Source organism: Pseudoalteromonas sp. JSTW (assembly GCF_013423925.1).
In the GTDB taxonomy this organism is placed as follows: domain Bacteria; phylum Pseudomonadota; class Gammaproteobacteria; order Enterobacterales; family Alteromonadaceae; genus Pseudoalteromonas; species Pseudoalteromonas lipolytica.
Window position 1 is genome coordinate 1,685,221 of sequence record NZ_CP058972.1, and the last position, 26,337, is coordinate 1,711,557.

Annotated in this window: 21 protein-coding genes; 13 read left to right on the top strand and 8 right to left on the bottom strand. The window is 40.9% G+C overall.

From position 1 onward, the window contains the following. Nucleotide 1: 1 nt before the first annotated feature. A complete protein-coding gene (locus GZH31_RS07725; protein ID WP_065979896.1) occupies nucleotides 2–1,327 on the bottom strand; it encodes a DEAD/DEAH box helicase in 1,326 nt (441 codons plus the stop codon). Between the two features lie 197 nt (nucleotides 1,328–1,524). Between GZH31_RS07725 and GZH31_RS07730 the strand changes: the two genes are divergently transcribed. The 5 genes from GZH31_RS07730 (at nucleotide 1,525) to GZH31_RS07750 (ending at nucleotide 9,648) form a co-directional block, all read left to right on the top strand. Beyond that, nucleotides 1,525–2,532: a rhodanese-related sulfurtransferase gene (locus GZH31_RS07730; RefSeq protein ID WP_118844238.1), complete on the top strand. Its 1,008-nt coding sequence runs from the start codon at nucleotides 1,525–1,527 to the stop codon at nucleotides 2,530–2,532. A 331-nt stretch (nucleotides 2,533–2,863) separates the two neighbouring features. Continuing rightward, nucleotides 2,864–3,880 (top strand): efflux RND transporter periplasmic adaptor subunit, encoded by a 1,017-nt coding sequence (locus tag GZH31_RS07735; RefSeq protein ID WP_036968538.1) that lies wholly within the window; start codon nucleotides 2,864–2,866, stop codon nucleotides 3,878–3,880. Nucleotides 3,881–3,882: 2 nt separating this feature from the next. Next, a complete protein-coding gene (locus tag GZH31_RS07740) occupies nucleotides 3,883–6,960 on the top strand; it encodes an efflux RND transporter permease subunit (RefSeq protein WP_081759716.1) in 3,078 nt (1,025 codons plus the stop codon). Nucleotides 6,961–7,042: 82 nt separating this feature from the next. After that, on the top strand, nucleotides 7,043–8,941 hold the full coding sequence (locus tag GZH31_RS07745) for a DUF294 nucleotidyltransferase-like domain-containing protein (protein ID WP_118844240.1): 1,899 nt from the start codon (nucleotides 7,043–7,045) through the stop codon (nucleotides 8,939–8,941). Further along, nucleotides 8,941–9,648, top strand: coding sequence for a 3'-5' exonuclease (locus tag GZH31_RS07750; protein WP_180311536.1), 708 nt, complete (start codon nucleotides 8,941–8,943; stop codon nucleotides 9,646–9,648). The genes GZH31_RS07745 and GZH31_RS07750 overlap by 1 nt, the downstream gene beginning before the upstream one ends. Nucleotides 9,649–9,712: 64 nt before the next feature. On the opposite strand, the gene GZH31_RS07755 is transcribed toward GZH31_RS07750, so the two are convergent. The 5 genes from GZH31_RS07755 to GZH31_RS07775 all read right to left on the bottom strand — a co-directional run bounded on the left by GZH31_RS07755 (nucleotide 9,713) and on the right by GZH31_RS07775 (nucleotide 16,958). After that, complete coding sequence (locus tag GZH31_RS07755) at nucleotides 9,713–11,290, bottom strand: BCCT family transporter (RefSeq protein WP_065979899.1); 1,578 nt, start codon at nucleotides 11,288–11,290, stop codon at nucleotides 9,713–9,715. 329 nt (nucleotides 11,291–11,619) lie between these two features. Next, a complete protein-coding gene (asnB, locus tag GZH31_RS07760) occupies nucleotides 11,620–13,287 on the bottom strand; it encodes an asparagine synthase B (RefSeq protein WP_036968523.1) in 1,668 nt (555 codons plus the stop codon). Between the two features lie 390 nt (nucleotides 13,288–13,677). Further along, nucleotides 13,678–14,619, bottom strand: a complete 942-nt coding sequence (locus GZH31_RS07765; protein ID WP_180311537.1) for a biotin-dependent carboxyltransferase family protein — start codon at nucleotides 14,617–14,619, stop codon at nucleotides 13,678–13,680. Beyond that, nucleotides 14,616–15,281, bottom strand: a complete 666-nt coding sequence (gene pxpB / locus GZH31_RS07770; RefSeq protein WP_118844243.1) for a 5-oxoprolinase subunit PxpB — start codon at nucleotides 15,279–15,281, stop codon at nucleotides 14,616–14,618. Before pxpB ends, GZH31_RS07765 begins: the two co-directional genes overlap by 4 nt. A gap of 153 nt (nucleotides 15,282–15,434) precedes the next feature. After that, on the bottom strand, nucleotides 15,435–16,958 hold the full coding sequence (locus GZH31_RS07775) for a leucyl aminopeptidase (RefSeq protein WP_180311538.1): 1,524 nt from the start codon (nucleotides 16,956–16,958) through the stop codon (nucleotides 15,435–15,437). A gap of 199 nt (nucleotides 16,959–17,157) precedes the next feature. Here GZH31_RS07775 and msrA point away from each other — a divergent pair, with 199 nt between their 5' ends. Further along, nucleotides 17,158–18,384, top strand: coding sequence for a peptide-methionine (S)-S-oxide reductase MsrA (msrA, locus tag GZH31_RS07780; RefSeq protein ID WP_257473703.1), 1,227 nt, complete (start codon nucleotides 17,158–17,160; stop codon nucleotides 18,382–18,384). Between the two features lie 77 nt (nucleotides 18,385–18,461). Then, nucleotides 18,462–19,232, top strand: a complete 771-nt coding sequence (locus tag GZH31_RS07785) for an ABC transporter substrate-binding protein (protein ID WP_180311540.1) — start codon at nucleotides 18,462–18,464, stop codon at nucleotides 19,230–19,232. Nucleotides 19,233–19,328: 96 nt separating this feature from the next. Here GZH31_RS07785 and GZH31_RS07790 read toward each other — a convergent pair whose 3' ends face one another. Then, the gene (locus GZH31_RS07790) at nucleotides 19,329–19,748 is read right to left on the bottom strand and encodes a hypothetical protein (RefSeq protein WP_036968511.1); all 420 of its coding nucleotides are present in this window, start codon (nucleotides 19,746–19,748) and stop codon (nucleotides 19,329–19,331) included. 396 nt (nucleotides 19,749–20,144) lie between these two features. On the opposite strand from GZH31_RS07790, the gene GZH31_RS07795 reads away from it, so the two are divergent. The 5 genes from GZH31_RS07795 to GZH31_RS07815 all read left to right on the top strand — a co-directional run bounded on the left by GZH31_RS07795 (nucleotide 20,145) and on the right by GZH31_RS07815 (nucleotide 23,514). Further along, nucleotides 20,145–20,531, top strand: coding sequence for a hypothetical protein (locus GZH31_RS07795; protein WP_257473695.1), 387 nt, complete (start codon nucleotides 20,145–20,147; stop codon nucleotides 20,529–20,531). A 108-nt stretch (nucleotides 20,532–20,639) separates the two neighbouring features. Beyond that, nucleotides 20,640–20,936: a hypothetical protein gene (locus tag GZH31_RS07800; RefSeq protein WP_180311541.1), complete on the top strand. Its 297-nt coding sequence runs from the start codon at nucleotides 20,640–20,642 to the stop codon at nucleotides 20,934–20,936. Nucleotides 20,937–20,998: 62 nt separating this feature from the next. Next, complete coding sequence (locus tag GZH31_RS07805) at nucleotides 20,999–21,388, top strand: hypothetical protein (protein ID WP_180311542.1); 390 nt, start codon at nucleotides 20,999–21,001, stop codon at nucleotides 21,386–21,388. A 204-nt stretch (nucleotides 21,389–21,592) separates the two neighbouring features. Next, the gene (locus tag GZH31_RS07810) at nucleotides 21,593–22,024 is read left to right on the top strand and encodes a GNAT family N-acetyltransferase (protein WP_180311543.1); all 432 of its coding nucleotides are present in this window, start codon (nucleotides 21,593–21,595) and stop codon (nucleotides 22,022–22,024) included. A 392-nt stretch (nucleotides 22,025–22,416) separates the two neighbouring features. Then, nucleotides 22,417–23,514, top strand: coding sequence for an NADH:flavin oxidoreductase/NADH oxidase (locus GZH31_RS07815; RefSeq protein ID WP_180311544.1), 1,098 nt, complete (start codon nucleotides 22,417–22,419; stop codon nucleotides 23,512–23,514). A gap of 542 nt (nucleotides 23,515–24,056) precedes the next feature. Here the strand turns inward: GZH31_RS07815 and GZH31_RS07820 are convergent. Continuing rightward, complete coding sequence (locus tag GZH31_RS07820; RefSeq protein ID WP_180311545.1) at nucleotides 24,057–24,476, bottom strand: hypothetical protein; 420 nt, start codon at nucleotides 24,474–24,476, stop codon at nucleotides 24,057–24,059. Between the two features lie 868 nt (nucleotides 24,477–25,344). Between GZH31_RS07820 and GZH31_RS07825 the strand changes: the two genes are divergently transcribed. Continuing rightward, nucleotides 25,345–26,268, top strand: coding sequence for a diguanylate cyclase (locus GZH31_RS07825; protein ID WP_180311546.1), 924 nt, complete (start codon nucleotides 25,345–25,347; stop codon nucleotides 26,266–26,268). Nucleotides 26,269–26,337 lie beyond the last annotated feature (69 nt).

Below are 26,337 nucleotides of genomic sequence, written 5' to 3' on the forward strand. Positions count from 1 at the left end.
ATTATTCCTGTTCTGGTTTTTTCTTACGACGCATAGGTGAAAAACCATCCACATCAATAGGGGGTTTAACTGGCGCTTTTGGTTTTTTAGGAGCGGCTTTACGTTTAGGTTTCACTGGTTTTGCAGATATTTTTTCTTCTGCTTTTTTCCAAACAGTATCCGCTTTTTTCTCGCGTAGGCCTTTAAATTTACCTACTAAGCCCTCGACGGTGAAAAAGCTAAGTTCATCATTTAAGAATGCTTTAATTGCTTTATAGCTAGGCCAGTCTTTTGGACCGACAAGCGATATTGCAGTGCCTTTAAAACCGGCGCGTCCTGTACGGCCAATACGGTGAACGTATTCTTCGGCATGTTTAGGTAAATCAAAGTTAATGACGTGAGTAACACTTAATAAATCAAGACCACGTGATGCGACGTCGGTGGTAATTAATATTTTAAAATTCTCACGACTGAAAGCGTCCATGATCTCCAAACGTTTTGTTTGCGTTAAATCGCCAGCAAGCGCTTGCGCTTTAAAGCCTTTATCATTTAGCCATTGGCTTAAACGTTGGGTGTCGGCGCGGGTTGCAGTAAAGATAATGCACTGACCAACATCGTCTTGTTTTACAAAGTGCTCAAGTAGGGCTTCTTTGTGATCAAGGTGATCCGCTAAATAAAGCTTTTGCGTTATGTCGCTGTGCTGCTCGTTAGAGGCACTTAATAAAATTTGTTTTGGTGAACGTAATAAGTTACGTGATAGAGCATCTACCTGTGCATGATCTAGCGTCGCCGAAAACAATAAAGTTTGACGTAAACGATGATCGGCAAGTTCGTTGATCATTTTAACTTGCTCGGTAAAGCCTAAATCTAAAATACGGTCTGCTTCATCGAAAATGAGTAATTCAAGGCCCGAAAGCTGCAATGAGCGTTGCCCTAAATGGTCAGCAAGACGACCCGGTGTGCCCACAACAAAATGAGGGTCTTTACGAAGCGCCTTAATTTGGTCGTTAAAGTTTTCACCACCTAAAATTTTCACCGCGCTTATATTTGTGCCAGCAATTAGTAGCCTAAGTTGGCTATACACTTGAGTAGCCAGCTCGCGAGTAGGGGCCACTATTAAAACGCGAGGATCTCGTTTACTGAGTGCTTTTTGTTTCATTACGCGCTGTACAGCGGGTAATAAGAACGCCAGCGTTTTGCCCGACCCTGTTTTTGACTGTGCAAAAATGTCATGGCCCGCGATAGCTGTTGGTACCGCGTGAGCTTGAATATCGGTGGGCTGGGTGATGCCTTGATGCGCAAGTTGTTTTTCGAGGCGTGTATCAATCCCAAGTTCAGTAAAATGCAATGCTTAATCTCCGATGAGCAAAATTAGTAAATCGTGTTTATTATAACGTACTTGCCATAGTTGGAGACAGTAAAAACACAGCTATTTCGTTAGAGTTTTTGCAATTAGTGTTAATTCGCGTAAAATACGCGCCCTCAATGCGCCGGATTTGCGATTCGGTTAACGCCAATTATGGCATTTAAAGCAAAAGGTAACCTATGACTGCTGTACATAAAGACAATGTAACCAGCGAACACTTCGTTGTGTGCGCACTCTACAAATTTGTAGCCCTTCCAGATTTTGAAGCAATTCGCCAACCATTACTCAATGTGATGGAAGAAAATGAAGTACGCGGTACCTTGTTATTAGCGGCTGAAGGTATTAACGGTACGGTGTCTGCAAAGCGAGAAGGTATCGACAATCTACTTGCATGGTTAGATACACAACCAAACCTAGACAACATTGTGACTAAAGAGTCATACGACGATGAATGTCCGTTTTACCGCACTAAGGTTAAACTGAAAAAAGAAATCGTAACCATGGGTGTTGAAGGTATCGACCCGCGTGAAGTAGTGGGTACATACGTAAAACCAGCTGACTGGAATGCATTAATTTCAGACCCTGAAGTGATCTTAATCGATACGCGTAACGATTACGAAATCGAAATTGGTACTTTCCAAAACGCGGTCGATCCACGAACTAAAACGTTCCGTGAATTCCCTGCGTGGGCTAAAGAAAACCTTGACCCTGAAAAGCACAAAAAAGTGGCTATGTTCTGTACGGGTGGTATCCGTTGTGAAAAATCAACGGCGTATATGAAAGAACAAGGTTTCGACGAAGTTTTCCATTTAGAAGGCGGTATTCTTAAGTACTTAGAAGAAGTACCAAAAGAAGAAACCATGTGGGAAGGTGAATGTTTTGTATTTGATAACCGTGTAGCGGTTAATCACGACTTACAAAAAGGTTCATACGACCAATGTCATGCGTGCCGTATGCCTATCACAGAAGACGAAAAGTTAAAGCCAGAATACATGGAAGGTGTATCGTGCCATCACTGTCACGACAGCCTAACAGAAGAGCAGCGTGCTCGTTTTGCTGAGCGTCAAAAGCAAATCGAATTAGCACAAGCTCGTGGCGAAGGCCACATTGGCAACGAAGCTCAAGAAGTACTTCGTAAACGTAAAGAAGCTAAAAAAGCGCAAAAAGAAGCACAGCGCCAACAATAAGTTTCCACTTCTAATGCATAATATACAAGCCTCAGCATAGTCTGGGGCTTTTTTATGACCTAAAAATTATTTGCCACTCATACAGCTAATTAATGCCAGTAAGTGGCTAAATATCACCGTGATAACACACCCCATTTAACGACTAAATAGGTGCACTGTTTTACATCGCTTTCGATAGGATTTATTACCTTGAAGCAGAGCACTTGAATATAAGCACAGGTATTATTAATTTCGCCTCATCATTTTGTTTATTAAACGAAGTCTTGTTTTTATTGATCACAAAGCTGTTACACTTCGTAACAATTAAAACGATTCTTATTTAGGTGAACTTTTGACAATTGGCAAATTATATTCATGGACCTTAATCGCCTGTATTTCCTGCATATCTGTTGCACAGGCGGCCAATGTGGTTGTTGAACCCGTTACAACTGAAAAAGCAAAACAGCAAATTAAAGCCGTTGGAAACGCAGAGGCGATTCATTCAGTTACGTTGTACCCCGCAGTGGGTGACAGAGTGACCGCGGTGTATTTTAAACCGGGCGATAATGTGTCAAAAGGTGATTTATTACTCGAACTAGACTCACGCAGACAACAAGCCGCCCTTAAAGAAGCTGAAATTACCTTAAAAGATGCCGAGCGCACCATGAAAAGGCTTGAAGAGAGTCATGCCCGAGGTGCTGTTCCGCAAAGCGATTTAGATGATGCTAAAACCCTTTATGAACTAGCAAAAGTAAAGTTAATGCACGCTAAAACTGAACGTGAAGATCGTGAGATCCGGGCGCCTTTCAGCGGCGTAATGGGCCTTACCGATGTAGAAGTTGGGGACAGGATCACCGCACAAACTGCAATAGCGACCATCGATGACATTTCTCAGCTGTATATTAATTTTAATGCGCCTGAGGCCGCAATTTCTGTGCTTAAGCAGAAGTCTGAGGTAGAGGTTATTCCATGGTTAGGTGATAAAGTGTATACCGCAACAGTGGCTGAGTTAGACTCACGTATCAATGCACAAACACGCACGATAAGAACCAAAGCAAAACTAGATAACAATGAAAAGCAGTTTATGCCAGGCATGAGCTTTCGCGTGCACATTAATATTCGAGGCGATGAATATGCTGTAGTCCCAGAAGCAGCCATGATGTGGGGTGCCGCAGGTCCGTATGTATGGAAAAGTGTCGATAAAAAAGCAACCCGTGTTGATGTAAAAATTGAGCAGCGTTTAGCAGGGCGATTGCTCGTATCAGGGGGGTTAAATAAAGGCGACTTGTTAGTGACAGAGGGGGTACAACGATTACGCCCTAACCAAGAGCTGACATTTGCTAACGACGTTAAGCTTGCCAAGGAGTAATGATGAAGCAACAACCAATGATGGAAGACTTGCCGTCAATGGCAATTCGCCGACCTGTTTTAATAGTGGTGTTGAACTTATTGATCATTATTGCGGGTATTGCTGCGATTGCTGGCGTAGAAGTACGAGAGCTTCCAGATGTAGACAGGCCACGCATTACGGTGTCAGCGTCGTTTCCGGGTGGTTCACCTGAAACAGTTGATACCGAAGTAACAAGTAAACTTGAAGGTGCAGTCGCACGTGTAAGTGGGGTAAAGTCGATTCGCGCGCAAAGTGAAGAAAACAACGCACGTATCGTGGTCGAATTTCGCCCGGGTGTTAACTTAGATGATGCTGCAAACGAAACGCGTGAATCGGTTGCACGGGTACAACGCGAACTTCCCGAAGAAGTTGAACGGGTATCAATTATTAAGGCCGACAACGACGCTGAAGCGGTTGTGTCACTAACTGTTTCGAGTGATACATTATCTCTTGAAGCACTGACCGAACGCGTTGATGTAGACTTAGCCCCGCAATTTTTAACCATTCCCGGTGTGGCTGATGTACGTTTAAATGGTGACCGTGAACGAGTTTTAAGGGTTAGAATCGATCCCCTTAAATTAAGCAGCTTTAATCTCACTGTGCCCGACATTGCTAATGTATTACGCCAAGCGCCGTTTGATGTTCCGGCAGGGAGTTTAAAGTCGAGCGATCAACAAGTCATCGTCCGTGCTGATGCCACTTCAATTTCAGCAGAACAAGTCGCAGATATTATTGTTCGTGATGACACGCGTATCGGCGATGTCGCCGCTGTGTATTTTGGCCCTGCAGATCCTCGTTCGTTCGTAAGATTAAATGGCACACCTGTTATTGGCATGGAGATTATTCGTCAAGCCCAGTCGAACACCATTGAAATTTCAGATGAAGTATTAACACTGATTGAAAAAATGCGTGTGCGATTCCCCGAAATGGAATTTACGCTCACCTCCGACGACGCACAGTTTATTCGCAGCTCAGTAGACGAAGTAATCAACTCGTTGTTACTCACCGTGTTGCTAGTTGTTATAACGCTGTGGGTGTTTATTGGCTCTTGGCGCGCAACACTGGTGCCTGCTTTTGCGATTCCCGTTGCTTTAATTGGATCGCTCGCGCTGATATGGGCGTTGGGTTTCTCAATCAACATATTAACGTTACTGGCTTTAGTATTAGCGACAGGTTTAATTGTTGATGATGCGATTGTGGTGAGTGAAAATATTCAACGTCAACGCGGCCTAGGACTTGGGCGGCGAGCCGCTGCGGTAATTGGTACTCGCGAAGTATTTTTTGCGGTGGTGGCCACCACGGCTGTATTGGCCGCAGTATTTGTACCTATTGCGTTTTTACCATCAACAGCGGGGCGGTTGTTTCGTGAATTTGGTGGAGTGCTCGCGGGCGCAGTGATTATCTCTAGTTTTGTCGCATTGTCTTTAGTCCCTGCATTAACCTCTAAACTTAAATTAAAGCAAGGGGGATTTCATCCATTTGCAAAACTTGGGCATGGCTTAGCGGCTGTTTATAAACGCACGATTCATGGTGTATTAGACCATGCATGGATTACATTTTTTGTGTGCTTAATTGTCGCTGCGGGCTCAGGTGCACTGTATATGAACCTTGATAACGAATTATTGCCCACAGAAGACAGAGGCAAAATTCGAATTTTTGCGCGTGGCCCCGACGGGGTCGGCCTTAACTTTATGGATAGGCAAGCCGTGCAAATGGAAGATATATTACTGCCTTTTGTAGAAAGTGGCGAAATTGAGTCAATATATACCGTTGTTGGGCAATGGGATCCCAATATTGTATTCATTACCGTGCCTTTAAAGCATTGGGATGAGCGTCACTTTAGTCAGCAAGAAATCATTAATAAAATACGTGGACCGCTGGGTAATATTCCTGGTGCAGCTGGTTACCCTGGTGGTTCAAACAGTCTAAATTTGCGTGGTCAAGGGGGTGGCATTGAGCTGGCGCTGCTTGGCCAAGATTATTTAGAAATATTTAAAGCAGCGCAGGCATTCTCAGCTGAAATAGAAAACGCAATTCCAGAGGTTGCGCCAGTGAGAATTTCGTACCAACCGTCGCAGCCACAGTTACGGGTTAATATAGACAGACGCCGTGCAGAGGAGCTTGGTGTGTCTTTAAGTGATATTTCAATCACGTTAAGAGCGGCGATAAATGGTGATGATATTGCTGATTTAAACATTGGTGATCAATCAATTCCTATTATGTTGCAGGCACAAAATCAAACCATTACTAATCCAAATGATCTGGCCAACTTATACGTTGGGGCGCGAGATGGTCAGCTTGTGCCGCTCAGCAGTGTTGCAACGATTACTGAAGAAGGCGTGGCAGCTGAGCTTGAGCGCCACGCACAGCGTCGTGCAATTGAGCTAAGTATGGAACTACCCGAAAATGTCACTATCGCTGAATTGGTCACCAAAATTCGTGACATCTCCGAGACTAACTTACCGAATGGTATTAGCCTTGCCTTTAAAGGCGAAGCACTTACATTTGAAGAAACCGCTAATGAAGTACTGTTAACCTACGTATTGGCTTTTTTAATTGTTTTACTCGTGCTCGCGGCACAATTTGAAAGCGTAAACAGTGCGATTGTGGTTATGATCACGGTGCCTTTTGGTATCACGTCGGCTATTTTGGCTTTGTATTTAACGGGTACGTCATTAAATATTTACTCGCAGATAGGCTTAGTTATGTTGATTGGCTTAATTGCTAAGAATGCGATACTGCTGGTGGAGTTTGCTGACCAATTACGTGACCAAGGTCGCTCAGTGAGGGTCGCTGTTGAAGAAGCTGCGTTAGTTCGTTTACGCCCGATTGCTATGACGTTGGTATCTACCTTACTGGGTGCGTTGCCGCTTATTTTGTCGACAGGAGCTGGTGCCGAAGCGCGTAATGCCATTGGATGGGTGGTGTTTGGTGGTTTAGCCTTAGCGGTATTATTCACGCTTTATTTAACCCCCGTTATTTACCTTGGTTTAGCACGTTTTACCAAACCTCGTGGTGATGAGTCTAAACACCTTGCCGATGAGTTAGAAAACGCTTAATCGACCTTAATTGGCTATTTTTCTTTGAAAAAATAGCCAATTACCTCCACAATCAATAAAAACACCCAATCTAGGTATGCGTATGCAAGCCGAACACATCGATATTGCACAATTTTTAAGTGATCATGCTCCATTTGATGACTTACCAGAAGAGGCAATAAATAAATTAGCGTCGCAAATTGAAATTGCTTATTTTCGTGCTGGCACCGAGATATTAAATTACGGTGACGACATAGCCGATTTATATGTTATTCGTACCGGTGCCGTGGAAATGTATCGCCGTGATGGTGAATTATATAACCGCTTAACGGTGGGGGGCATATTTGGCCAAATGGGTTTGCTAATGAATCGTAAAGTACGTTTTCCGGCAAAAGCACTCGAAGACACACTTGTTTATTGCATTAATGTGGAGTTGTTTAACCAGTATTGCGACGAATACGAGCCATTTGCAGATTTCTTTGAGGCTGATGGTAATGTACGTTTGCACCAAGCTATCGTCGAGCAAGCCGATAGCAATGATTTAACTACCGCAAAAGTAAAGTCATTACTGCACAGAGATGTGGTCACGGTCGCAAAAGATGCAACAGTTCAGTTTGTTGCGCAGTTGATGACACAAGAGTCGGTGTCGTCAGTATTGGTTACTGATGCTGATAAACCCATTAGCGATGACCCTGATGATGACGATGGCCAAGTTGTTGGCATCATAACTGACCGCGATTTACGTTCCAGTGTTATTGCACAAGGATTAAGTTACGAAGCTCATGCTCAGCAAATAATGCAGACTGATCTTGTATTACTCGATAGCAACGCCTACGTGTTTGAAGCCGTACTAGCGATGCTCAGAGATAATATTCATCACTTACCCGTTGTTATTAAGAAAAAACCCATTGGGGTTATTTCGTTATCAGATATTTTGCGCTATGAATCGCAAAGTAGTTTATTACTGGTGCGTGGCATTCTTGCTCAGCAATCTGTTGAAGACTTAGCTTATTATGCGCGCCAGTTGCCTAATGTATTTGTGCGAATGGTTAATGAAGATGCGAATTCTCATATGATTGGCACTGCCATGGCGGTGATAGGGCGAACATTTAAACAGCGTCTACTCGATTTAGCCGAAGAAAAGTTTGGTCCGCCTCCTGTGCCTTATTGCTTCATTGCACTGGGGTCAATGGCAAGGGATGAGCAATTAATCGTTACAGATCAAGACAACGCCATTATTCTAGACAATAGTTTTGATGAATCTCTACATGATGAATATTTTCAAAAACTTGCTGACTTTGTCTGTGATGGCTTGGCTGAGTGTGGTTATAAGTACTGCGATGGTGAAATTATGGCGTCATTTAAAAAATGGCGTTTAACGCGGGAGCAGTGGCAAGAACAATTTGCTAGTTGGATAGCAGAGCCAAAACCACAAGCATTATTGCACAGTTCAATATTTTTTGATCTTGATGGTGTTTACGGCAAAACCAAATGGGCAGAGGAACTAAAACGGTTTATTGCTAAAGAAGGGCGCAGCAATAAGCGTTTCTTAGCGAATATGGCAGCTAACGCACGTAATAGAACGCCTCCACTGGGCTTTTTTAAAGACTTTGTATTAGAGCATAATGGTCAACATAAACGCTCAATGAACTTAAAACGTCGTGGCACAGCCCCTTTGTCTGATGTAATCCGTGTGCATGCTTTAGCGATAGGCAGCCGTAAGCAAAACTCATTTGAACGACTTGAAGATATAATTGATGCCAAGTTATTACCAGAAGGAAAAGCGCAAGACTTACGAGATGCCCTTGAATATATCGCCATGATCCGTATTCGTCATCAGGCTTGGCAAATAGAAAAGCTAGATGAAGCGCCCGACAACGATTTAGAGCCACATTTGCTATCGCCTTTTGAACAGCGAAATTTAAAAGAAGCGTTTGCGATTTTAGATAAAGCACAGAACTTCTTAAAATTCCGTTATTCAGCTAATTCAGGTGTGAAGTAATGACCACTAATAGCGCAAAACAAAACTGGCCTGCGCGTTATAAAGCGCTATCAGCGACGAGTCGTCATCCTTGTATACAACATTTTTATCAAAGTGCGGTAAACGACCTTAATTTACCGATTAGTGAAGTACCCCTCGTAGCGTTAGATTTTGAGACGACCGGTCTAAATTTTGATAAAGACGATATTGTTAGTGTCGGACTGGTGCCGTTCACATCAAAACGAATTTATTGCAAAGACAGTGCACATTGGCTTGTTCAACCAAGGCAAAAGCTCGATGAAGAGTCAATAGTCATTCATGGCATTACACACTCCGAATTAACTGGCGCGCCTGACTTCTCGTCGATAATTGAGCCGTTATTAGCCGCATTAGCTGGTAAAGTGATTGTTGTGCATTTTGCGCCTATTGAACGCCACTTCCTGTATCAAGCGTTAAACGCACGATTAGGTGAAGGTTTAGAGTTTGCAGTAATAGACACCCTAGAACTTGAAAGAAGAGCGCTCAAAGCGAAACAGGGATTAATAGGGCGTTTATTTAACAGTAAATTAGACTCGGTAAGATTAGCTGACTCACGAACTCGTTATTCGTTACCTCCATATCAAAATCATAACGCCTTAACGGATGCAATCGCAACCGCTGAGCTTTTGCAGGCACAATTAGTGTATCATTATCGACCAGACACGCCATTACGAGAGTTACTAATTTAACTAAAGTAATAATTCCCATAATAAAAAAACGCCGCAATTGCGGCGTTTTTTAATACCATATTATCTAGCGAGTTCTTGGCTCTGTTCTAAGCCCAAGCACTAAACTCACACACATAAGTAACAGCACGAATGTAAAAGGTAGACCGGTTGATACTGCACCAGCTTGTAACGCCTCTATGGCTTGTGTTCCACCAATCCATACTAATGCAGCCGCAATTGCGCCTTCAATGGTCGCCCAAAAGATACGTTGCGGTACAGGTGCATCAACCTTACCGCCTGCGGTAATCGAATCGATAACTAATGAGCCAGAATCAGAAGACGTGATAAAGAACACTAACACCAGCACAATAGCAATGAACGACAGCACTTGAGACATAGGTAATGCTTCAAACATTTGGAACATAGCCAGTGGTACATCGGTTAGGCCTTTTTCACCTAGTACACCGACTTTATCAACAACTTGTTCAATTGCGATACCACCATAAATTGACATCCAGAAGATAGTAACAACAGTAGGGACAAGTAATACGGCAATTAAGAACTCGCGAATTGTACGTCCTTCAGATACGCGCGCAATGAACATACCTACAAACGGTGACCATGAAATCCACCAAGCCCAGTAGAACACAGTCCAGCCGTGCATCCATGTTTCGTCTTCACGGCCATGTGGGTTACTCAGTGGAATAATGTTTTCGACATAACCCATCACCGTATTCGGGATATTACCAAAGGCTGCAGCAAAACCAACAATAGCAACAAATACAAGCAGTACAAAGGCAATCACCATATTGATATTACTTAGCAGTTTAACACCACCATCAATACCACGTATGACCGAAATCACCGCAAGCAAGGTAACACCAGTAATAACGCCAATTTGCAAACCGATGCCTGCATCAGTCCCAAATACATGATTAATACCCGCAGAGGCCTGCTGAGCGCCTAAACCAAGGGAAGTGGCAAGACCAAATAAGGTCGCAAGCACAGCCAGAATATCAATAAGGTGGCCAGGCCATCCCCATGCTTTATCGCCTAAGATAGGGTAGAAAATTGAGCGAATAGATAAAGGTAAACCTTTGTTATAACAAAAGAACGCTAGTGATAGTGAAACGACTGCATAAATAGCCCACGGGTGAAGGCCCCAGTGAAACATGGTTGCACCCATAGCCATTTTTGCGGCTTCAGGGGTATTTGCTTCAACACCGAGTGGTGTTTCATACCAACCAGTGTAGTAAGCAACCGGTTCAGCAACGCCCCAAAACATTAACCCAATCCCCATACCGGCCGCAAATAACATGGCAAGCCATGAAATACGCGAGTGAGTAGGGCGAGCTTCATTTCCGCCTAAACGAATATTACCGTAAGGTGAAATGATTAATGCAAAGCAAAACAATACGAATAAGTTTGCTGACCACATAAAAAAACCATCAAAATTATTAATAATGTCGTTTTTGATACCGTTAAGGGTTGCTTTTGCAATTTCGGGGTCTGAAATAAGTGTTGCAATTAAAAAGATTGCAATTAAACCTGCACTAATGCCAAAAACAGGGTTGTGAACATCGAACCCCCATTTTTGTACATTGTCTTGGCCGACAGTGTAATCCGTATTGTCGATGCTGTACTTGTCATGATGTTCGCTCATGAATACCTCTTGTTGTAATTTTATCTAGCAGAAAGCTAAATGGCCGGTTGGAACACGTTTGCCCAAAGAATATTTTTACGCAATAAACGTGAAAATAGTTTGAAGACAAATCAATTTAGTACCAAATAGTAGTCTTTAGTGTAGGAGTTAGAGGGAAAATGTAAATGCTTTAGGCGCTAAATAGCCGAATAAAATCAATTTTCTCAGTTTTTTGATGGGTTTTTAAACAAACTTAAGAAGAAAGTAAAAAAGTTTAATGACAGTATTGTTTCAGAACGAACAGATTAATACTAAAGAAGCTGCAAGCTTATGACTTGCAGCTCTCGCTACTATTTTTTATAAGCGTCGTTGTGAACGCCAGCAGCACGACCCGAAGGATCCGCATTATTTTGGAATGATTCATCCCAAGCAAGTGCTTCAGGTGTTGAACATGCAACAGATTTCCCATGAGGAACACACTTTGCTGATGTATCTCCAGGGAAATGATCTTCAAAAATACTGCGATAAAAATACGCTTCTTTTGAATCAGGTGTATTTATAGGGTATTTATATTTTGCGTTGGCAAGTTCTTGATCGCTAACTTGCACGCTCACATATTCTTTAAGGGTATCTATCCAGTTATAACCTACACCATCAGAAAACTGCTCTTTTTGGCGCCATAATACGTCATCAGGTAAGTAACCATCGAATGCTTCGCGAATGATGTGTTTTTCAATTTTACCGTCTTTGCACATTTTGGCTTCTGGGTTAATGCGCATTGCAATATCGACAAACTCTTTATCTAAGAATGGTACGCGAGCTTCAACACCCCATGCCGCCATTGATTTATTCGCACGCAAGCAATCAAACATATTAAGTTTAGAGACTTTACGATTTAGCTCTTCATGAAACTCTTGTGCGTTAGGGGCTTTGTGGAAATACAAGTAGCCACCAAATAATTCATCAGCTCCCTCGCCAGAAAGCACCATTTTAATGCCCATTGCCTTAATTTGACGTGCCATTAAGTACATGGGGGTTGATGCACGGATGGTTGTTACGTCATACGTTTCAATGTGGTAAATGACTTCACGCAGTGCATCAATACCTTCTTGAATGGTAAAGTGAATAGGGTGGTGAATAGTGCCAATCATATCGGCTACTTTTTGTGCTGCCGCTAAATCTGGCGAGCCCTCAAGCCCAACCGAAAAAGAGTGAAGTTTAGGCCACCACGCGTCTGACTCGTCGTTGTCTTCAATACGTTTTGCTGCAAAGCGTTGCGTAATTGCAGAGATAACAGACGAATCTAACCCACCAGAAAGTAATACACCATAGGGCACATCGCACATTAATTGACGTTTAACGGCTGCTTCTAAACCGTTTTTAACATCACTCACTTTTGCATCATTGTTTTTTACCGCGTCATAGCTTTGCCAATCACGTGAATAATAACGACGTAGCTGACCGTCTTTGCTCCATAAAAAATGCCCCGGTGGAAACTCTTCAATATGTTTACAAATTGGCGATAGTGCTTTTAATTCTGACGCAACATAAAAGTTGCCATGTTCGTCATGACCTGTGTAAAGCGGAATAATACCAATGTGGTCTCTACCGATTAGGTAGGCATCTTGCTCTTCATCGTATAAACAAAAAGCAAAAATACCATTTAAATCATCTAAAAACTCAGGCCCCTTTTGTTTGTACAGGGCTAATATAACCTCACAATCAGATTGAGTTTGAAAGGTAAAATCGGTTTCTAAATTTGCCGCTAGTTCTTTATGGTTATAGATTTCACCATTGACAGCGAGAATATGTGTACGCTCTGGATTATAAAGCGGCTGTGCACCACTTGACACACCAACAATGGCAAGTCGTTCATGAACTAAAATTGCTTTCTCTGATGAATACACGCCAGACCAATCGGGTCCGCGGTGCCTTAATAGTTTTGACATCTCAATTGCTTGGCTTCGCAATTGGGCAGGATCAGATTTAATATCTAATACCCCAAAAATTGAACACATAGTGACTCCTCATTCCAATTATGTGCGCAGTTAACAATAATTTTAAAACTGCGAATCTTTGTTTTAACAGAAATAATTACCTAAGTCACACAGGTTTTTTAATTATTTAAGAATAATCTATGCACCGAAAACACAGGCTTTGCACCAGATTGATCCAAAAGCTTTGTATGAACAATGGTGAACGAATTATTTTTAGTAAAAATGAAGAAATTTGATGAAATAAGCGACGTAAAAATTATTTTTGCTGCACCAATTTGGCGCAGCAAAAACAATTTATATCACTGTAAACATTGTCTCGAAAAGTAAATACACTCTTGTATAGACAACTTGGTTTAGGGGTTAGTCATTTATTAAACGCCAAACGAGTTTAAACACAGGGCATTTAGACTGTTAACTTTGGGCATTTTTATACTTTAAAGCAATTGCAAGTTGATTTAGATGAGCAACGAGCTTTTGCTGGGCTAAATGAGCTTGCTCAAGACTAACAAACTCAAAGTGTAAGAAGTCACCGGGTTTAAGCTGAGCAAAATGACGCAAGTCAGCCTCAATAACAGTACCAATTATTGGATACCCACCCGTTGTTTGCGCGTCATTCAGTAAAACAATGGGTTCACCATTAGGTGGTAATTGAATACTTCCAGGCATAACTGCCATTGAGGGCAGCGACAATGAATGCGCTAATTTACACTCATCGCTTAATAATCGTGCGCCCATTCTGTTACTGCTAGGCGAAATATGCCATGAATGCTCTGTAAACTTATCACATGTATTATCAGGTAATATTGAGGCATGCGGACCGGCAAGAATACGAATATGTGTACTCTTTGGCGGTAACATGGCACCTAATCCGATTTTAGTTGCATACTTAGGTGTTATATCGAAACGATCACCCGCCTTTAAAGCATGACCATGCAAGCCACCAAAGCCTGCTGCAATATCGGTTGAGTAAGAGTCTAAAATAGCCGTTGGTAAATGCCAGTCACCACCAATAGCTAAATAGTTTCGAAACCCATGTCGGGCTGCGTTTAGCTTAAGTATATCGCCCTTTTTTATATAAAAACTCCAGCCCGGTTGAACAGCATTGCCATTCACAGTCGCTTTCATGTCGGTGCCATGTAAGGCGATGTAATAGTCGTTATCAAACTGTATTTCGGCAAGTCCAAGCGTGATCTCAATCACGGGATGGTTATCGGGGTTGCCAACAAGACGATTAGTGATGATTTGTGCATAAGGGTCAACACACCCTGATTGACCAATGCCTAAATGGCGAGAACCTACGCGGCCTTGATCTTGTATAGACATTTGCATACCGGGCTTGAGTATGGTGATCATTTTAGCACCTCCTGAATAACAAACTCTAACGTATCGCCCGGTGCAATTGCACACGGTGTCTGTGCATTTATATCAAACAGTTTGAAATCTGTATGACCTATTATTTGCCAACCACCTGGAGAGTCTTCGGGGTAGACGCCAGTTTGCTCACCGCCTATAGCAACCGCGCCTTTAGGGACATGAATGCGTGGTTTTTCGTGGCGCGGCGTGTATAACTGGGGGTTTAAGCCTGCTAGGTATGCAAATCCGGGTTGAAAGCCCAAAAACAAAACATGATACGTTGCACTGCTGTGCATTTGAGCCACGTCGTCTACGGTTAAATTATGGTATTTAGCAACCGCTGAAATATCGGGGCCATAATCGCCACCATACACCGTCGCGAGCTTATGATGTGTAGAGGTAAAATCATTGCTTTTAATCTCATGCCAGTGACTAAGTAATGAAGATTGCCACTTAGCAAGTAAAGATGACTCTTTTAAGTAAAGGGTGAGGTTATTATTAGCAGGCACCACATCAATAAAGTCTCCTGAATTTCGACAAAGTTGCGCGAGTGCCCAAATCTTTTTTTGTGTTTCAAGCACATCTTGCCCTGACTGATAGACATCGAAAAAAATGCAATGCGTAGTCAGTGCTGTGATCTGTGGTCGTTGAGTAGAAGCCATTGTATGTCACACTTTTTATTATTTGTTGATGATAATTAGCATATAGGCCCAGTAGTGAAGATGTAAATGAGTCTTTCGCGTTAATTAAAAACTCAACACTGCCAAGCCGTTATAAAATAATGACAACAGCTTGGCAGAGAGTAAAGGAAAAGGCTACTTATTGTTGTTTAGTAACCAGTTAGATAGTAAGCGTACACCGTAGCCAGTACCGCCTTCAGCGAGTTCATCTTTTGCTTTATTGTTAAGTGCGTTACCCGCGATATCGATGTGTACCCAACGTGTGTCACCCGCAAAGTTTTGTAAAAAACTTGCCGCTGTTGTTGCACCAGGACCGTGAGAACCAATATTTTTTAAGTCTGCAATGTCAGATTTTAACGCATCGTCGTAGCCCAGCGGTAAGCGCCAAAGATTTTCGTTTACTTGCTTACCAGCCAGTGTTAATTGCTCAATTAATTGATCGTCTTTTGAGAATACGGCGGCGTATTCGTTGCCAACAGCCCCAATTTTTGAGCCAGTGAGCGTTGCAACATCAATCATAATAGAGGGTTTGAACTTATCGCGTGCATACCACATAGCGTCACTTAATACTAAGCGTCCTTCTGCGTCTGTGTTTACAATCTCAACGCTTAAACCTTCAGCTGTGCGAACAACATCACCCGGTGCAACAGCAAATTGTGAAACCATGTTTGCTGCCATCCCCATGACCGCAACAACATTGGTGTCGGCTTTAGCTAACGCCATTGCTTTTACAGTGCCTAGTACGGCTGCAGCACCCGCCATATCTGATTTCATACGTGCAATTGAAGCGCCAGTTTTAAGGCTATAACCGCCAGAATCAAAGGTAATACCTTTACCTACTAACGCGATAGGTGTGTTTTTATTACCTTGATAATGGGCAACAACAAGGCGTGAACCTTCTTCACTACCACGGCCAACCGCTTCGAGCGCACCCATACCCAGCTTTTTAATTTGTTTAGGTTCTAGAACCGTGATTTTAACACCTAACTTTTTAAGCTCTTTTGCGGCTTTAGCAAAGTCAGCTGGAGTCATCTCTGTCGCTACTTCACTGGTTAAGTCGCGTGCTAAAAATACACCTTGTTCAATATGTTGTAGTAAAGTGTGGTTTTTGACCGCTTGGTCTATATTTTCGACATCGACAGTGTAATTAACTACATGGGTGTCTTTTTCTTTTTTGTATTCTTCAAAACGGTGGTCACGTAGGTTAGCACCATGAGCAAACTCGGCCGCATATTTGGCGTTTGTGTCTGTTTCTTTCAACACCGAAAAATCAAGACTAACCGAAGCTTGTTTCGCACTGTGAAGCTTAGCGTGAACATTACCTCCTAGCTTTGCCATTTTTGCAGCATTGAGTTCTGCTTGCTCACCAAGCCCAACAAGTAAAATACGTTGATGTTCACTGTTGTTTGGAGCAATGACTTCTAATGTTTTTCCGTACTTGGCTTTAAAGTCTGCAAAGTTAACCACTTTATCTAAGTGGGCTTGCGTTTCAGTGCTTAGGTAATTGAAATCAGAAACACCTGTTTTTGAATCAAAAAACAGCACTAATGTGTTGTCAGTTGGTTTAATAGATTGTGCGAAAGTGAACTCTGCTGCATTCACTTGCGTAGCAAGTGTTATACCCAATGCGAGAGCGGTTAGGCTATGTGCAATTCTCATTATTATATCCCAATGTAAAAAGGTGCTTTTTATCTTAAATATACAAAAGAGTTAAATTGTTAGCGGTGAATCACAGCTTAGACGCGTTTAAGGTGAAATGATTTATTAAACTCGCCGGTCTTTTAAATATACAGGCTTTAATGAGGAAATTAGTATGACAATTAAGTCAATGTTACTGATATTACTGACCAGTAGTGCCATGATGACTGCAAGTAAAGTGTATTCACAAGACACTATGCAAAAAGCTACGCAGCATATTGAAACTATTGTACTTGGCTCTGGCTGCTTTTGGGGGGCTGAAAAACGCTACGAAGCACTGGATGGGGTAATTGATGCTGTATCAGGCTATGCAGATGGTGAGGGATTTAAAGCAACGTATAAAAATATTACCCGTCAGTCACGTCGTTTCGACGACAATAACTATGCTGAAGTGGTAAAAGTCACTTATAACAGCAATGAAATAACCACTGAAAGCCTCCTTAAGCACTATTTTGAGAATCACGATCCTACGCAGCTTAATCGACAAGGTAATGATGTTGGTACACAGTATCGTTCTACAATTCTTACCAGCAACGAACAGCAGCAACAAACAGCCATTGAATTAAAACAGGCGTACCAAGTAAAGTTAACGGCCGCAGGCTACGGAACAATTGTCACAAAAATTAAGCCGCTCAAGAAATTTTACGCAGCAGAAAATTATCATCAAGATTATTTAAAGAAAAACCCGAATGGGTATTGTCCTGATCATTCAACAGGCGTGGTATTTGATTCAACCAACAAACCCAACGTTGATAATAGTGCCTTACTGACAAATAAACAGATTGTGGTTATTGATGCGAAAGGGTATTGCCCATACTGTGAAAAGTTCAAAAAAGAAGTTGCCAATAACTACCAAGGTACTATTCCCATGACCTTTCGTTATGCCGATGAGCTCGATGGGCTGACAATTAAGACCCCAACTTGGGCAACGCCAACTTTACTGTTTATAGAAAATGGTGAAGAAGTGTATGGCCGTCAAGGGTATGTAAGTAAAGATGAATTTTACAAAGCGCTCGGTGCGTTTAAGTTGGGTGACAGTGAGGCGTTTAGGGTTGCATTTCATGCTCGTACCGACAGTCCATATTGTAAGCAATATGATATTTTTAAAAATACGCCAGAGGGGGTTTTTATAGATAAACTCAGTGGTGCCCCATTATTTAATACCCGAGATCGCTTTAATTCGGGTACAGGTTGGTTATCGTTTACCCAAGCCGTTAAAGGCAGCGTCACCATGCACGAAGATAACAGTTATGGAATGCATCGTATTGAATTAAAATCGAAAAGTTCAGGGATCCACTTAGGCCATTTATTCCCAGGTGAAGGCCCACAAGGTAAAGATAGGTATTGTATTAATGCTACGGTGCTTGAATTTGTTCCAGCAGAGTAAAATGTCGATACGCTATTAGTTCAAAGTCATTTTTTAGCCTAAGCTTGTATGTATGCCCAAAAAGTGACGTTTGAAATGTGAAAATAAATCTAATAAGTGGTTTGAGTGCTGTTGTAGTAAGCTTATTTTCGTTGCAGTTATTATGCGCAGAAAGAGCCTCGTATGTAGTAGGCGTAGAGAACATTGAATATCTACCTTATTACGAAGGGAGCGATAACAATAACTCACGGTTCACTGGATACAGCGCACAGTTATTAAAATTATTCGGTCGTAAATACGACTATAATATAGTGTTTTACCCAACGCCTCTAAACCGCCTTTATAAAGATTTTATTACGCAAAGTTACCTTGATTTTAAATACCCAGATAACCCGCAATGGCAAAAAAGTTTTAAAGATATCTACACAAAAACCAAGCAAATAGTCTATTCAAAGCCTGTTCTTACAACTGTAACCGGTATTGCGAGTCTTAATCCTGATACACAATTATCTGATTGCACCCGGTTTGGTAAAGTGCGTGGTTTCACCTCACAACGTTTTAAAGCATATTTTGAAAAAGAGGGAATTGCCGTTATCGAAACTGCGGATACAACGGAGCTTATTTCTTTGCTTTTATTGAACCGAATAAATTGTATTTATATCTCGCGGGATGTTCTTAACTATAAATTACGGAAAAAGTTAAATGTAACGACCGATGTCTACTTCCATGAATTGCTCGGTGTAGATGTACAAGACTTTCATGTATCGACGATTAATCATCCAGAGGTGATTACTCAGTTTAACCAATTTTTAGCTACGTATAGTGAAGAAATTCAAGAACTGGAAGAGAAATTTAGTATCGGCCAATAGGGGGTTTATTGGTTTATCATGTAAATCAGGCGCGAAAAAAAGCCCGGTCAGAACACACAAGAACCGGGCTTTCGACAACAATTTGGTGGGGTAACTTTACAACGCTAAGTTTTGCTTTGCGCGAGTTAAGTTATGATTTACAAGTTCGTTTTTAGAAATTTGAACTGCTTCATAAAAATCAGAAAGAGCTGCAGTATCGTTTTCTGACATGATGCGTGCAACACCACGATTACTTAATGCAAACGAAGTTAATTCGCGACGTTTGTATCCAGGTACTTTACTTGTACTAAGAAGTGAAATTGCCTCGGTACACAGGCTTTCAGCTTCTGAAAAATTCTTTTCTTTTACACTCAATGCACAACGGTTGAAAGCATTTTCGTATGTGCTGTTTACGTCGTTTGAAGAGTGAGCTTGCTCGATAACCATCAGTTTATAATCAGCTTGGTTGGCTACTGCCATCGCTGAGCAAGTTAATAAAGAGCTAAGTGCAATAGTGGTTACAAGTGTTTTAAACATGATAGATTTCCTTTGGTTAAGTTGGTGTTTCTTGCCAACGAGTGAACTTTAAAATATTCCTATAAGCTAAACAAACGATTAAATTAAACCTGATAGATGAAGAAATTTAATCTATAGAGTAATTACTCAAAACTCAGAGTTGGCTGAAAAGTAGGGGAATGTGCTTTTTTAATCATTTCTTTGAGTAATACCTGGATACTGTTTTTATATACAGTTTTGTGTAGGCGCTTACATAATCAATAACACGACCTAATGATTCGCTTTTATTAAGTTTAGGTAATGGTTACTGCCAACTTTTAATATATGTGGCAATCAGTTAATAACTTTGTTACTAATAAACTTTGATAGAAGCGCGGCTTATGTGGTAAGAAAACGTGCTATTCGCTCGCTATAAACATGTTAAATTGCCAAGGAGTTGGTTTGTTGTTTCGAGAACAAAAGTTTTATATAGCTAGCTTCATTATATGTGGTGCTTTCGCAATTATTGTGAAGCTAACGAGATCTGACATATTTGGTATCAATAGTTTTTTAGATACCTTTTTAGGATCTTCCCCAAGTTTTTTCTATTTATTCGGAATCTTGTCTCTCATTCCAATAGTTAAGCCAAAGATTGACATTAAAACATTTAAAAAGTCAGTTTTAATGTTTACTGCTGGTGCATTAACATATGAAATTGAACAATACTGGACTTCAATGTTTTTTGACCTTGGTGATATTATTGCAACATTACTTGCTGCACTACTAATGTTCTCTTTACATAAAAATAAGCGTAAGGCTGTGTAATAAGCATTTAAAATGTAACAAAAACAGTTGGTTAGGTTCCGCTTCGCTTCACATTTTAATCAACAATTTTCGTCTGCTTAAATGGGCGTTATAAGCCTAAGGGAAACAATGGTATTTATCATCCTGTTTGGAGTCGTAGCGATTACCTTTATTGTGTTTAACATGCAGATGGCAGCATACAAAGAAGCCGCGCATAAATACACAAATGAGCGTAAAAATAAGCTGGTTGAATACTTAGGTTACCAAGATGAGTATTGGGGCATGTTATTTGGTAACCCTAAAAAATTTTCCTTGTACCATAAAGGGTTAGACTGCCATATTAAAAAGGTGCGCATTTCATTGTTTGTAGCATTAGCGTCTTTTTTTAGCTTATTCATATATCTAATTGTTGCATACGGCTTATAACAAGTTACCCAAAAGCACGCAAAACGCTTGGTTTGAGCTCCTTCGTAAGGCATTGATGGAAAATGGAAGTATTCAAATATATTTTTATAGTTCTAGTCATATATCTAATTATTACTTTAAGCATTAGGTTATATTGGTATTTTAAAGACGGGTACTTTCAAATAAGCTGGATAGCTGAATGGTTCATTGCTGCTATAAGTTGCGTTGGTATTTTCGCTGTTGCCTATAATGTCCCTATATTAAATCAAGGCTTTTGGTGGTTTGTACTTTTTCTCATTTTACTATCAACCGTGTTACGTTTACGAAGTGAAACTACAAGTCAGCAATTACACCAACTTAGTAAACGCCAGCTATTATTTGTCTACAGTTTAATGGTTTTGTTTACTGCTCCTATTGCGATTGGGCTTTATATTAATGCTGCAAACTTAAGTAATATTTGGGTTGGCAGCTAACAAAAAGTTATGCCGCCCTCGGGCTTGCTGGGATACAAACAGCTGTTAATTATGTTGCAAGTGGCACAGAACCGTCCTTTGGCTCTAACTCATTATATGTCTTATTACAAGCCATGCTTACATCATTAGACTACTCAATGATTTGCGGATAGAATTAACGCTCGCGGCTACACATGAATTTCAGTCAACTATAGAGAAAACACAATGATTGTAGAAATTGTGCTTCCTGAAAATTACGCAGAAATGCTGAATGTTTGGGAAAACTCAGTCCGAGTAACTCATGACTTCATAACAGAAGAAGATATTGAGTTTTTTAAACCAATTATCATTGAGCAGGCTTTTCCTGCTGTCACTTTAAGATGTGTTAAAAGTAATGATGGCTCTATTCTAGGCTTCGTGGGTATCCATGATTCTAAGGTTGAAATGCTTTTCATCTTAAACGAGGCCAGAGGGCAAGGAATTGGCAAGGTGCTGCTTCAATACGCAATAGAGCAGTTAGGCGCAACTAAAGTCGATGTAAACGAACAAAACCCACAGGCAGTAGGTTTCTACGAGCATATGGGCTTCAAAGTCGTTTCGCGCTCGCCACTTGATGATATGGAAAAACCTTTTCCAATTCTACACATGACACTTTAAAGCTCGGTTTGTCGTAACTAAGTTTGCTAGAAGAAACGCCCAAAGCTAATAGCTTTGGGCGTTTGCGTATACGCGAGCGTTGTTCTAACTTGACTAACCCTTGCCCCATTTTGAGCTAGTAAACTATGGGAATCCAGTCTACTGTCTCAAAGGGGATTCATAATCAACAATGACCGCCCTTGAAAAAGTAGAATGTGATGACCACTTTAACCTTATGATAAATAGACACTGTAATCACATTTCATATTCATGCTATCCAGAAATAAAAACTGAAAAGCAAATATCAAAAATAAGTACCAGCAGGAGGATATAGCCTTCCATATTTTTCTCATAAAAGTTGGGGTTAAGGCCATCCTATGACTTTCTGCTGAAAACAACATTGAGAGGTTAAAATGAGCCAATTATTTAGTGCCGCAAAAATCGGAGAGCTCAATCTTACAAACCACATAGTTATCGCACCAATGTGTCAATACTCCGCAGAATCTGGACAGGCTAGTTCTTGGCACCGCATGCACTATGGTTCGCTGGCAACATCTGGCGCAGGATTGCTAATATTGGAGGCCACAGCTGTTGAACCGATTGGCCGTATTTCAGCGGGAGATTTAGGGCTTTGGGATGATGCGACAGAAACCGCATTAGACAGTGTTTTGTCTGATGTTCGCGCTTGGTCCCCCATTCGTATAGGTATTCAGCTTGGCCATGCTGGGCGAAAGGCTTCTTGCCATGTGCCATGGCAAGGAGGTCATAAATTGACGATGGATGAAGGTGGCTGGCAAACTGTTGCTCCTTCCGCGTTAGGCTTCAATGAGCAAGACGAAACGCCAGATTCACTCGACTTAGCGGGTCTTGCGCGTATCAAACAAGCGTTTGTTGACAGCGCACTTCGTGCAGTACGTTTAGGAATTGATTTAATAGAAATTCATGCGGCACATGGGTACCTACTTCACCAATTTCTTTCTCCATTAAGCAACCGAAGGCAGGATCAATACGGTGGTTCGCAGGAAAATCGCTTACGCTTTCCACTTGAAGTATTTGAAGCTGTACGCAAAGCTATACCTTCTTCAATTCCGGTTGGAGTTCGTCTTTCGGCAACTGACTGGGTTGATGGCGGCTGGGATGTTGAGCAATCAATTGTGTTTAGTAAGCAACTGGAACAGCTGGGTTGTGACTATCTGCATGTTTCCAGTGGAGGGCTTTCGCCGCTACAATCCATCGATGTAAAACCAGGTTATCAGCTTCCGTTTGCTAGTGCTATTCGTCAACAGGTTAAAATACCGATAATTGGTGTAGGCTTAATCACCGAGCCACAGCAAGCTGAAGAAGTACTGAAACAAGGTGAAGCCGATTTGATTGCGTTAGGTCGCTCAGTGCTTTTTAACCCGCATTGGCCGTGGCAAGCTGCTGTCGCACTAGGCGCTCAGGTTGAGGCGCCTCCTCAGTATTTGCGTTCTGAACCACATGGCTCGAAAGGTACGCTTGTTTTACCTTAATTATTCCACTGTTCAGCATGCAGAGCAGTGAATCTATCAGGGAGTACACCTTTAATTAAGCTATACAAAAAGATAATTCTTCATACACCGTGTACTCCTACATGTAAGCTGACAGTGTGCTAGGTCTCGCAGCTGTCTCTAGTAACATTGAGCATACCTCTCCCACAGAGTTTGGGAGGGGCTTCTAAAGCTTCGCTGATTTAGCTAAGCTTAGTACGCCCCAAATTGCGGCGTTCACTATATAAATATCATTTTTAATCTCACATAGTAGAGCAAAAGTCCTAACTCAAAAATGTCCAACAATGACCTACGTTCGTGTCTGTTTTAATTCTAAAACGGCGAAAAGGTTGATTTCTGCTTTAACGGTTTGCAGCTCGTAACAGATTGTCTTACTTAAGCACTAATAATTTTCCCGGATAGTCTGATGGATTACGTTAAGACTTATTAAAATTTAAGTTTTCAAATTTAAGTGCTTAAATTTAGATACTCCAAAACGACAAAACCCAGCCTAAGCTGGGTTTCATGAAATAATGCGGATGAACTTATAATGCTAAGTTCTGTTTGGCACGAGTTAAGTTGTGCTCTACCAAATCGTTACTTGAAATCTGCACGGCTTCATAGAAATCAGATAATGCAGCTGTGTCGTTTTCAGACATAATACGTGCAACGCCACGGTTACTTAAAGCAAATGATGTTAATTCACGACGTTTATGACCGGGGACTTTACTTGTCGTTAGCAAGTTAATTGCTTTAGAGCAGAGTGCTTCGGCTGCCGCAAAGTCTTTTTCTTTAACGCTCAATGCGCACTGATTAAATGCTAATTCGTATTGATTGCTTTGTTCTGCAAGTGTTGTAGATTGGTCAATCACCATTAATTTGTAGTCACCCTGATCAGCCACTGCCATCGCTGAGCAAGTTAATAAAGAGCTAAGTGCAACGCGTTTCATAAGTGTACTAAACATAATTTTTTCCTCTGTTAGAGTCGGCATTTATTACCGACAATTCAACTTTAGTTGAGAGAGGAAAATCGAACAAACGATAAAAAAACACCCAATAGGTGAATAAATTTAACCTATAGACTTTAGTCGAATAAAAGGCTTAAAAACTGAGGCTCTCATGCTAAGAATAGTGTTGCTGCAAGGCTTAAGCTGTATCAGGAGGGGGCAGTATCAAAAAAATTATACTCTTCGTTTTTATGTTTAATAATTAAATACGTTTAAAAAAGTAGCATTTTCCTCATTTATCTTTTAAAGGTTATTGATACAAAGATAAATGGATTTAATCACTATAGCACGGGTTGTTATTAGTACACTGTGTGGCGGAACTATATTGTTTAAATATATTGTTTAATCTGCTCTTTAAGCTGGTACTCTGGGCTAAAAAGATGCCAAAAGGGGCATATTTATTTATGGCCATATTCCCACTTCTTTCGCTATTTCCTATTCCCCCCCCTGTATTTGAAAATGTGGCTAAAGCAAAGCACGAACAACGTAAAAAACAAAAACGAGATGATAAACCCACTTCATGACAGGATTAGCTATCTATTCATTGTAATGACCTTATGCTTAAGTGCATGGCGCATGCAATAAATAGCCATCATTCTTTTATACTACAAATAATGAAAAATAGTTAAGCATTAAATAGGGCTTTGACTATAATTACTGTTAAAACTTATTGAACTAACAGTTAGTTGCAGAATTAATAACATACTAAAGTGACCTTCTCATGAATAGTATGTTTTCAAAAGTTACAAGGTAAGTTAGTAAGCGATTATGCCTTAAAGAGCTGCTGCAAAGCGAAACTAAACAATAATAAAGATGAAGAATTTATATGCCTTTAACTCTAACACCATTGTCAGAATGTAAAATACTCGTAGTTGATGATGATGAAATGATCAGACTTACACTTGAAACAATATTAGAAGAGCACTTTACTGTTTTACCATTTAGCGCTGGAAATAGTGTCTTAGAATACTGTAAAGAAAACACTGCTGATTTAATTTTGTTAGATGTGAATTTGCCTGATATCAATGGGTTAAATGTATGTAGGCAAATAAAAGACGATCCTGCCTTTGAAAATGTACCTATTGTCTTTATTACATCGACCTACGATACCGATTCACAAAATGCATGCTGGGAAGCCGGAGCAACAGATTTCATTGGAAAACCTATCACGGCTTCAACATTAATACACCGCACGAAGAATCATATTGAGAATAAACTTCGCCTCGAAAAGCTGGTTGAATTGACATACAAAGACTCTCTAACAGGTTTGTTTAATCGCCATTACCTAGACTTAGAAGTCTCTAATGTTTTTAAGCAAGCTATACGTGACAAAAGAGCTTTTAGCCTACTGATGTTAGATATCGATCATTTCAAGCGTTATAACGACCATTATGGCCATCCACAAGGCGACGTATGTATTAAAAAGATTGCTGAGGTATTAAATCGTTCAGTTAAACGCCCGCAAGACACGGTTGTACGATATGGAGGAGAAGAGTTCCTTGTGCTCTTGCCTTACACAGATTTTGATGGAGTAAAGCAAGTCTGCGAGCGAATTAATCATGAACTAGCGAGCGAAAATATTCGTCACGAAGAATCTTCTTTAAATAGGGTGTCAGTCAGTATTGGGGGTGTTGTGTATTCTCACCAAGAGATGAAACAGTTTGATGAACTTGTTTCATTAGCTGACGAAGCATTATATGAAGCAAAAAATGCGGGTAGAAATTGCTTTAAATTACATGCAATTGATTGATGAAATAATGAGATTTTAACGTTAAAAATTTCATCTATACTCATAGTTGCTTATTTACTAGGTGAATAT

What these genes read in the sequence shown, in the direction of transcription:
- GZH31_RS07730 (WP_118844238.1), top strand. Translation starts at nt 1,525, where the DNA reads ATGACTGCTGTACATAAAGACAATGTAACCAGCGAACACTTCGTTGTG.
- GZH31_RS07740 (WP_081759716.1), top strand. Translation starts at nt 3,883, where the DNA reads ATGAAGCAACAACCAATGATGGAAGACTTGCCGTCAATGGCAATTCGC.
- GZH31_RS07745 (WP_118844240.1), top strand. Translation starts at nt 7,043, where the DNA reads ATGCAAGCCGAACACATCGATATTGCACAATTTTTAAGTGATCATGCT.
- GZH31_RS07750 (WP_180311536.1), top strand. Translation starts at nt 8,941, where the DNA reads ATGACCACTAATAGCGCAAAACAAAACTGGCCTGCGCGTTATAAAGCG.
- GZH31_RS07755 (WP_065979899.1), bottom strand. Translation starts at nt 11,290, where the DNA reads ATGAGCGAACATCATGACAAGTACAGCATCGACAATACGGATTACACT.
- asnB (WP_036968523.1), bottom strand. Translation starts at nt 13,287, where the DNA reads ATGTGTTCAATTTTTGGGGTATTAGATATTAAATCTGATCCTGCCCAA.
- GZH31_RS07765 (WP_180311537.1), bottom strand. Translation starts at nt 14,619, where the DNA reads ATGATCACCATACTCAAGCCCGGTATGCAAATGTCTATACAAGATCAA.
- pxpB (WP_118844243.1), bottom strand. Translation starts at nt 15,281, where the DNA reads ATGGCTTCTACTCAACGACCACAGATCACAGCACTGACTACGCATTGC.
- GZH31_RS07775 (WP_180311538.1), bottom strand. Translation starts at nt 16,958, where the DNA reads ATGAGAATTGCACATAGCCTAACCGCTCTCGCATTGGGTATAACACTT.
- msrA (WP_257473703.1), top strand. Translation starts at nt 17,158, where the DNA reads ATGATGACTGCAAGTAAAGTGTATTCACAAGACACTATGCAAAAAGCT.
- GZH31_RS07790 (WP_036968511.1), bottom strand. Translation starts at nt 19,748, where the DNA reads ATGTTTAAAACACTTGTAACCACTATTGCACTTAGCTCTTTATTAACT.
- GZH31_RS07795 (WP_257473695.1), top strand. Translation starts at nt 20,145, where the DNA reads ATGTTAAATTGCCAAGGAGTTGGTTTGTTGTTTCGAGAACAAAAGTTT.
- GZH31_RS07800 (WP_180311541.1), top strand. Translation starts at nt 20,640, where the DNA reads ATGGTATTTATCATCCTGTTTGGAGTCGTAGCGATTACCTTTATTGTG.
- GZH31_RS07805 (WP_180311542.1), top strand. Translation starts at nt 20,999, where the DNA reads ATGGAAGTATTCAAATATATTTTTATAGTTCTAGTCATATATCTAATT.
- GZH31_RS07810 (WP_180311543.1), top strand. Translation starts at nt 21,593, where the DNA reads ATGATTGTAGAAATTGTGCTTCCTGAAAATTACGCAGAAATGCTGAAT.
- GZH31_RS07815 (WP_180311544.1), top strand. Translation starts at nt 22,417, where the DNA reads ATGAGCCAATTATTTAGTGCCGCAAAAATCGGAGAGCTCAATCTTACA.
- GZH31_RS07820 (WP_180311545.1), bottom strand. Translation starts at nt 24,476, where the DNA reads ATGTTTAGTACACTTATGAAACGCGTTGCACTTAGCTCTTTATTAACT.
- GZH31_RS07825 (WP_180311546.1), top strand. Translation starts at nt 25,345, where the DNA reads ATGCCTTTAACTCTAACACCATTGTCAGAATGTAAAATACTCGTAGTT.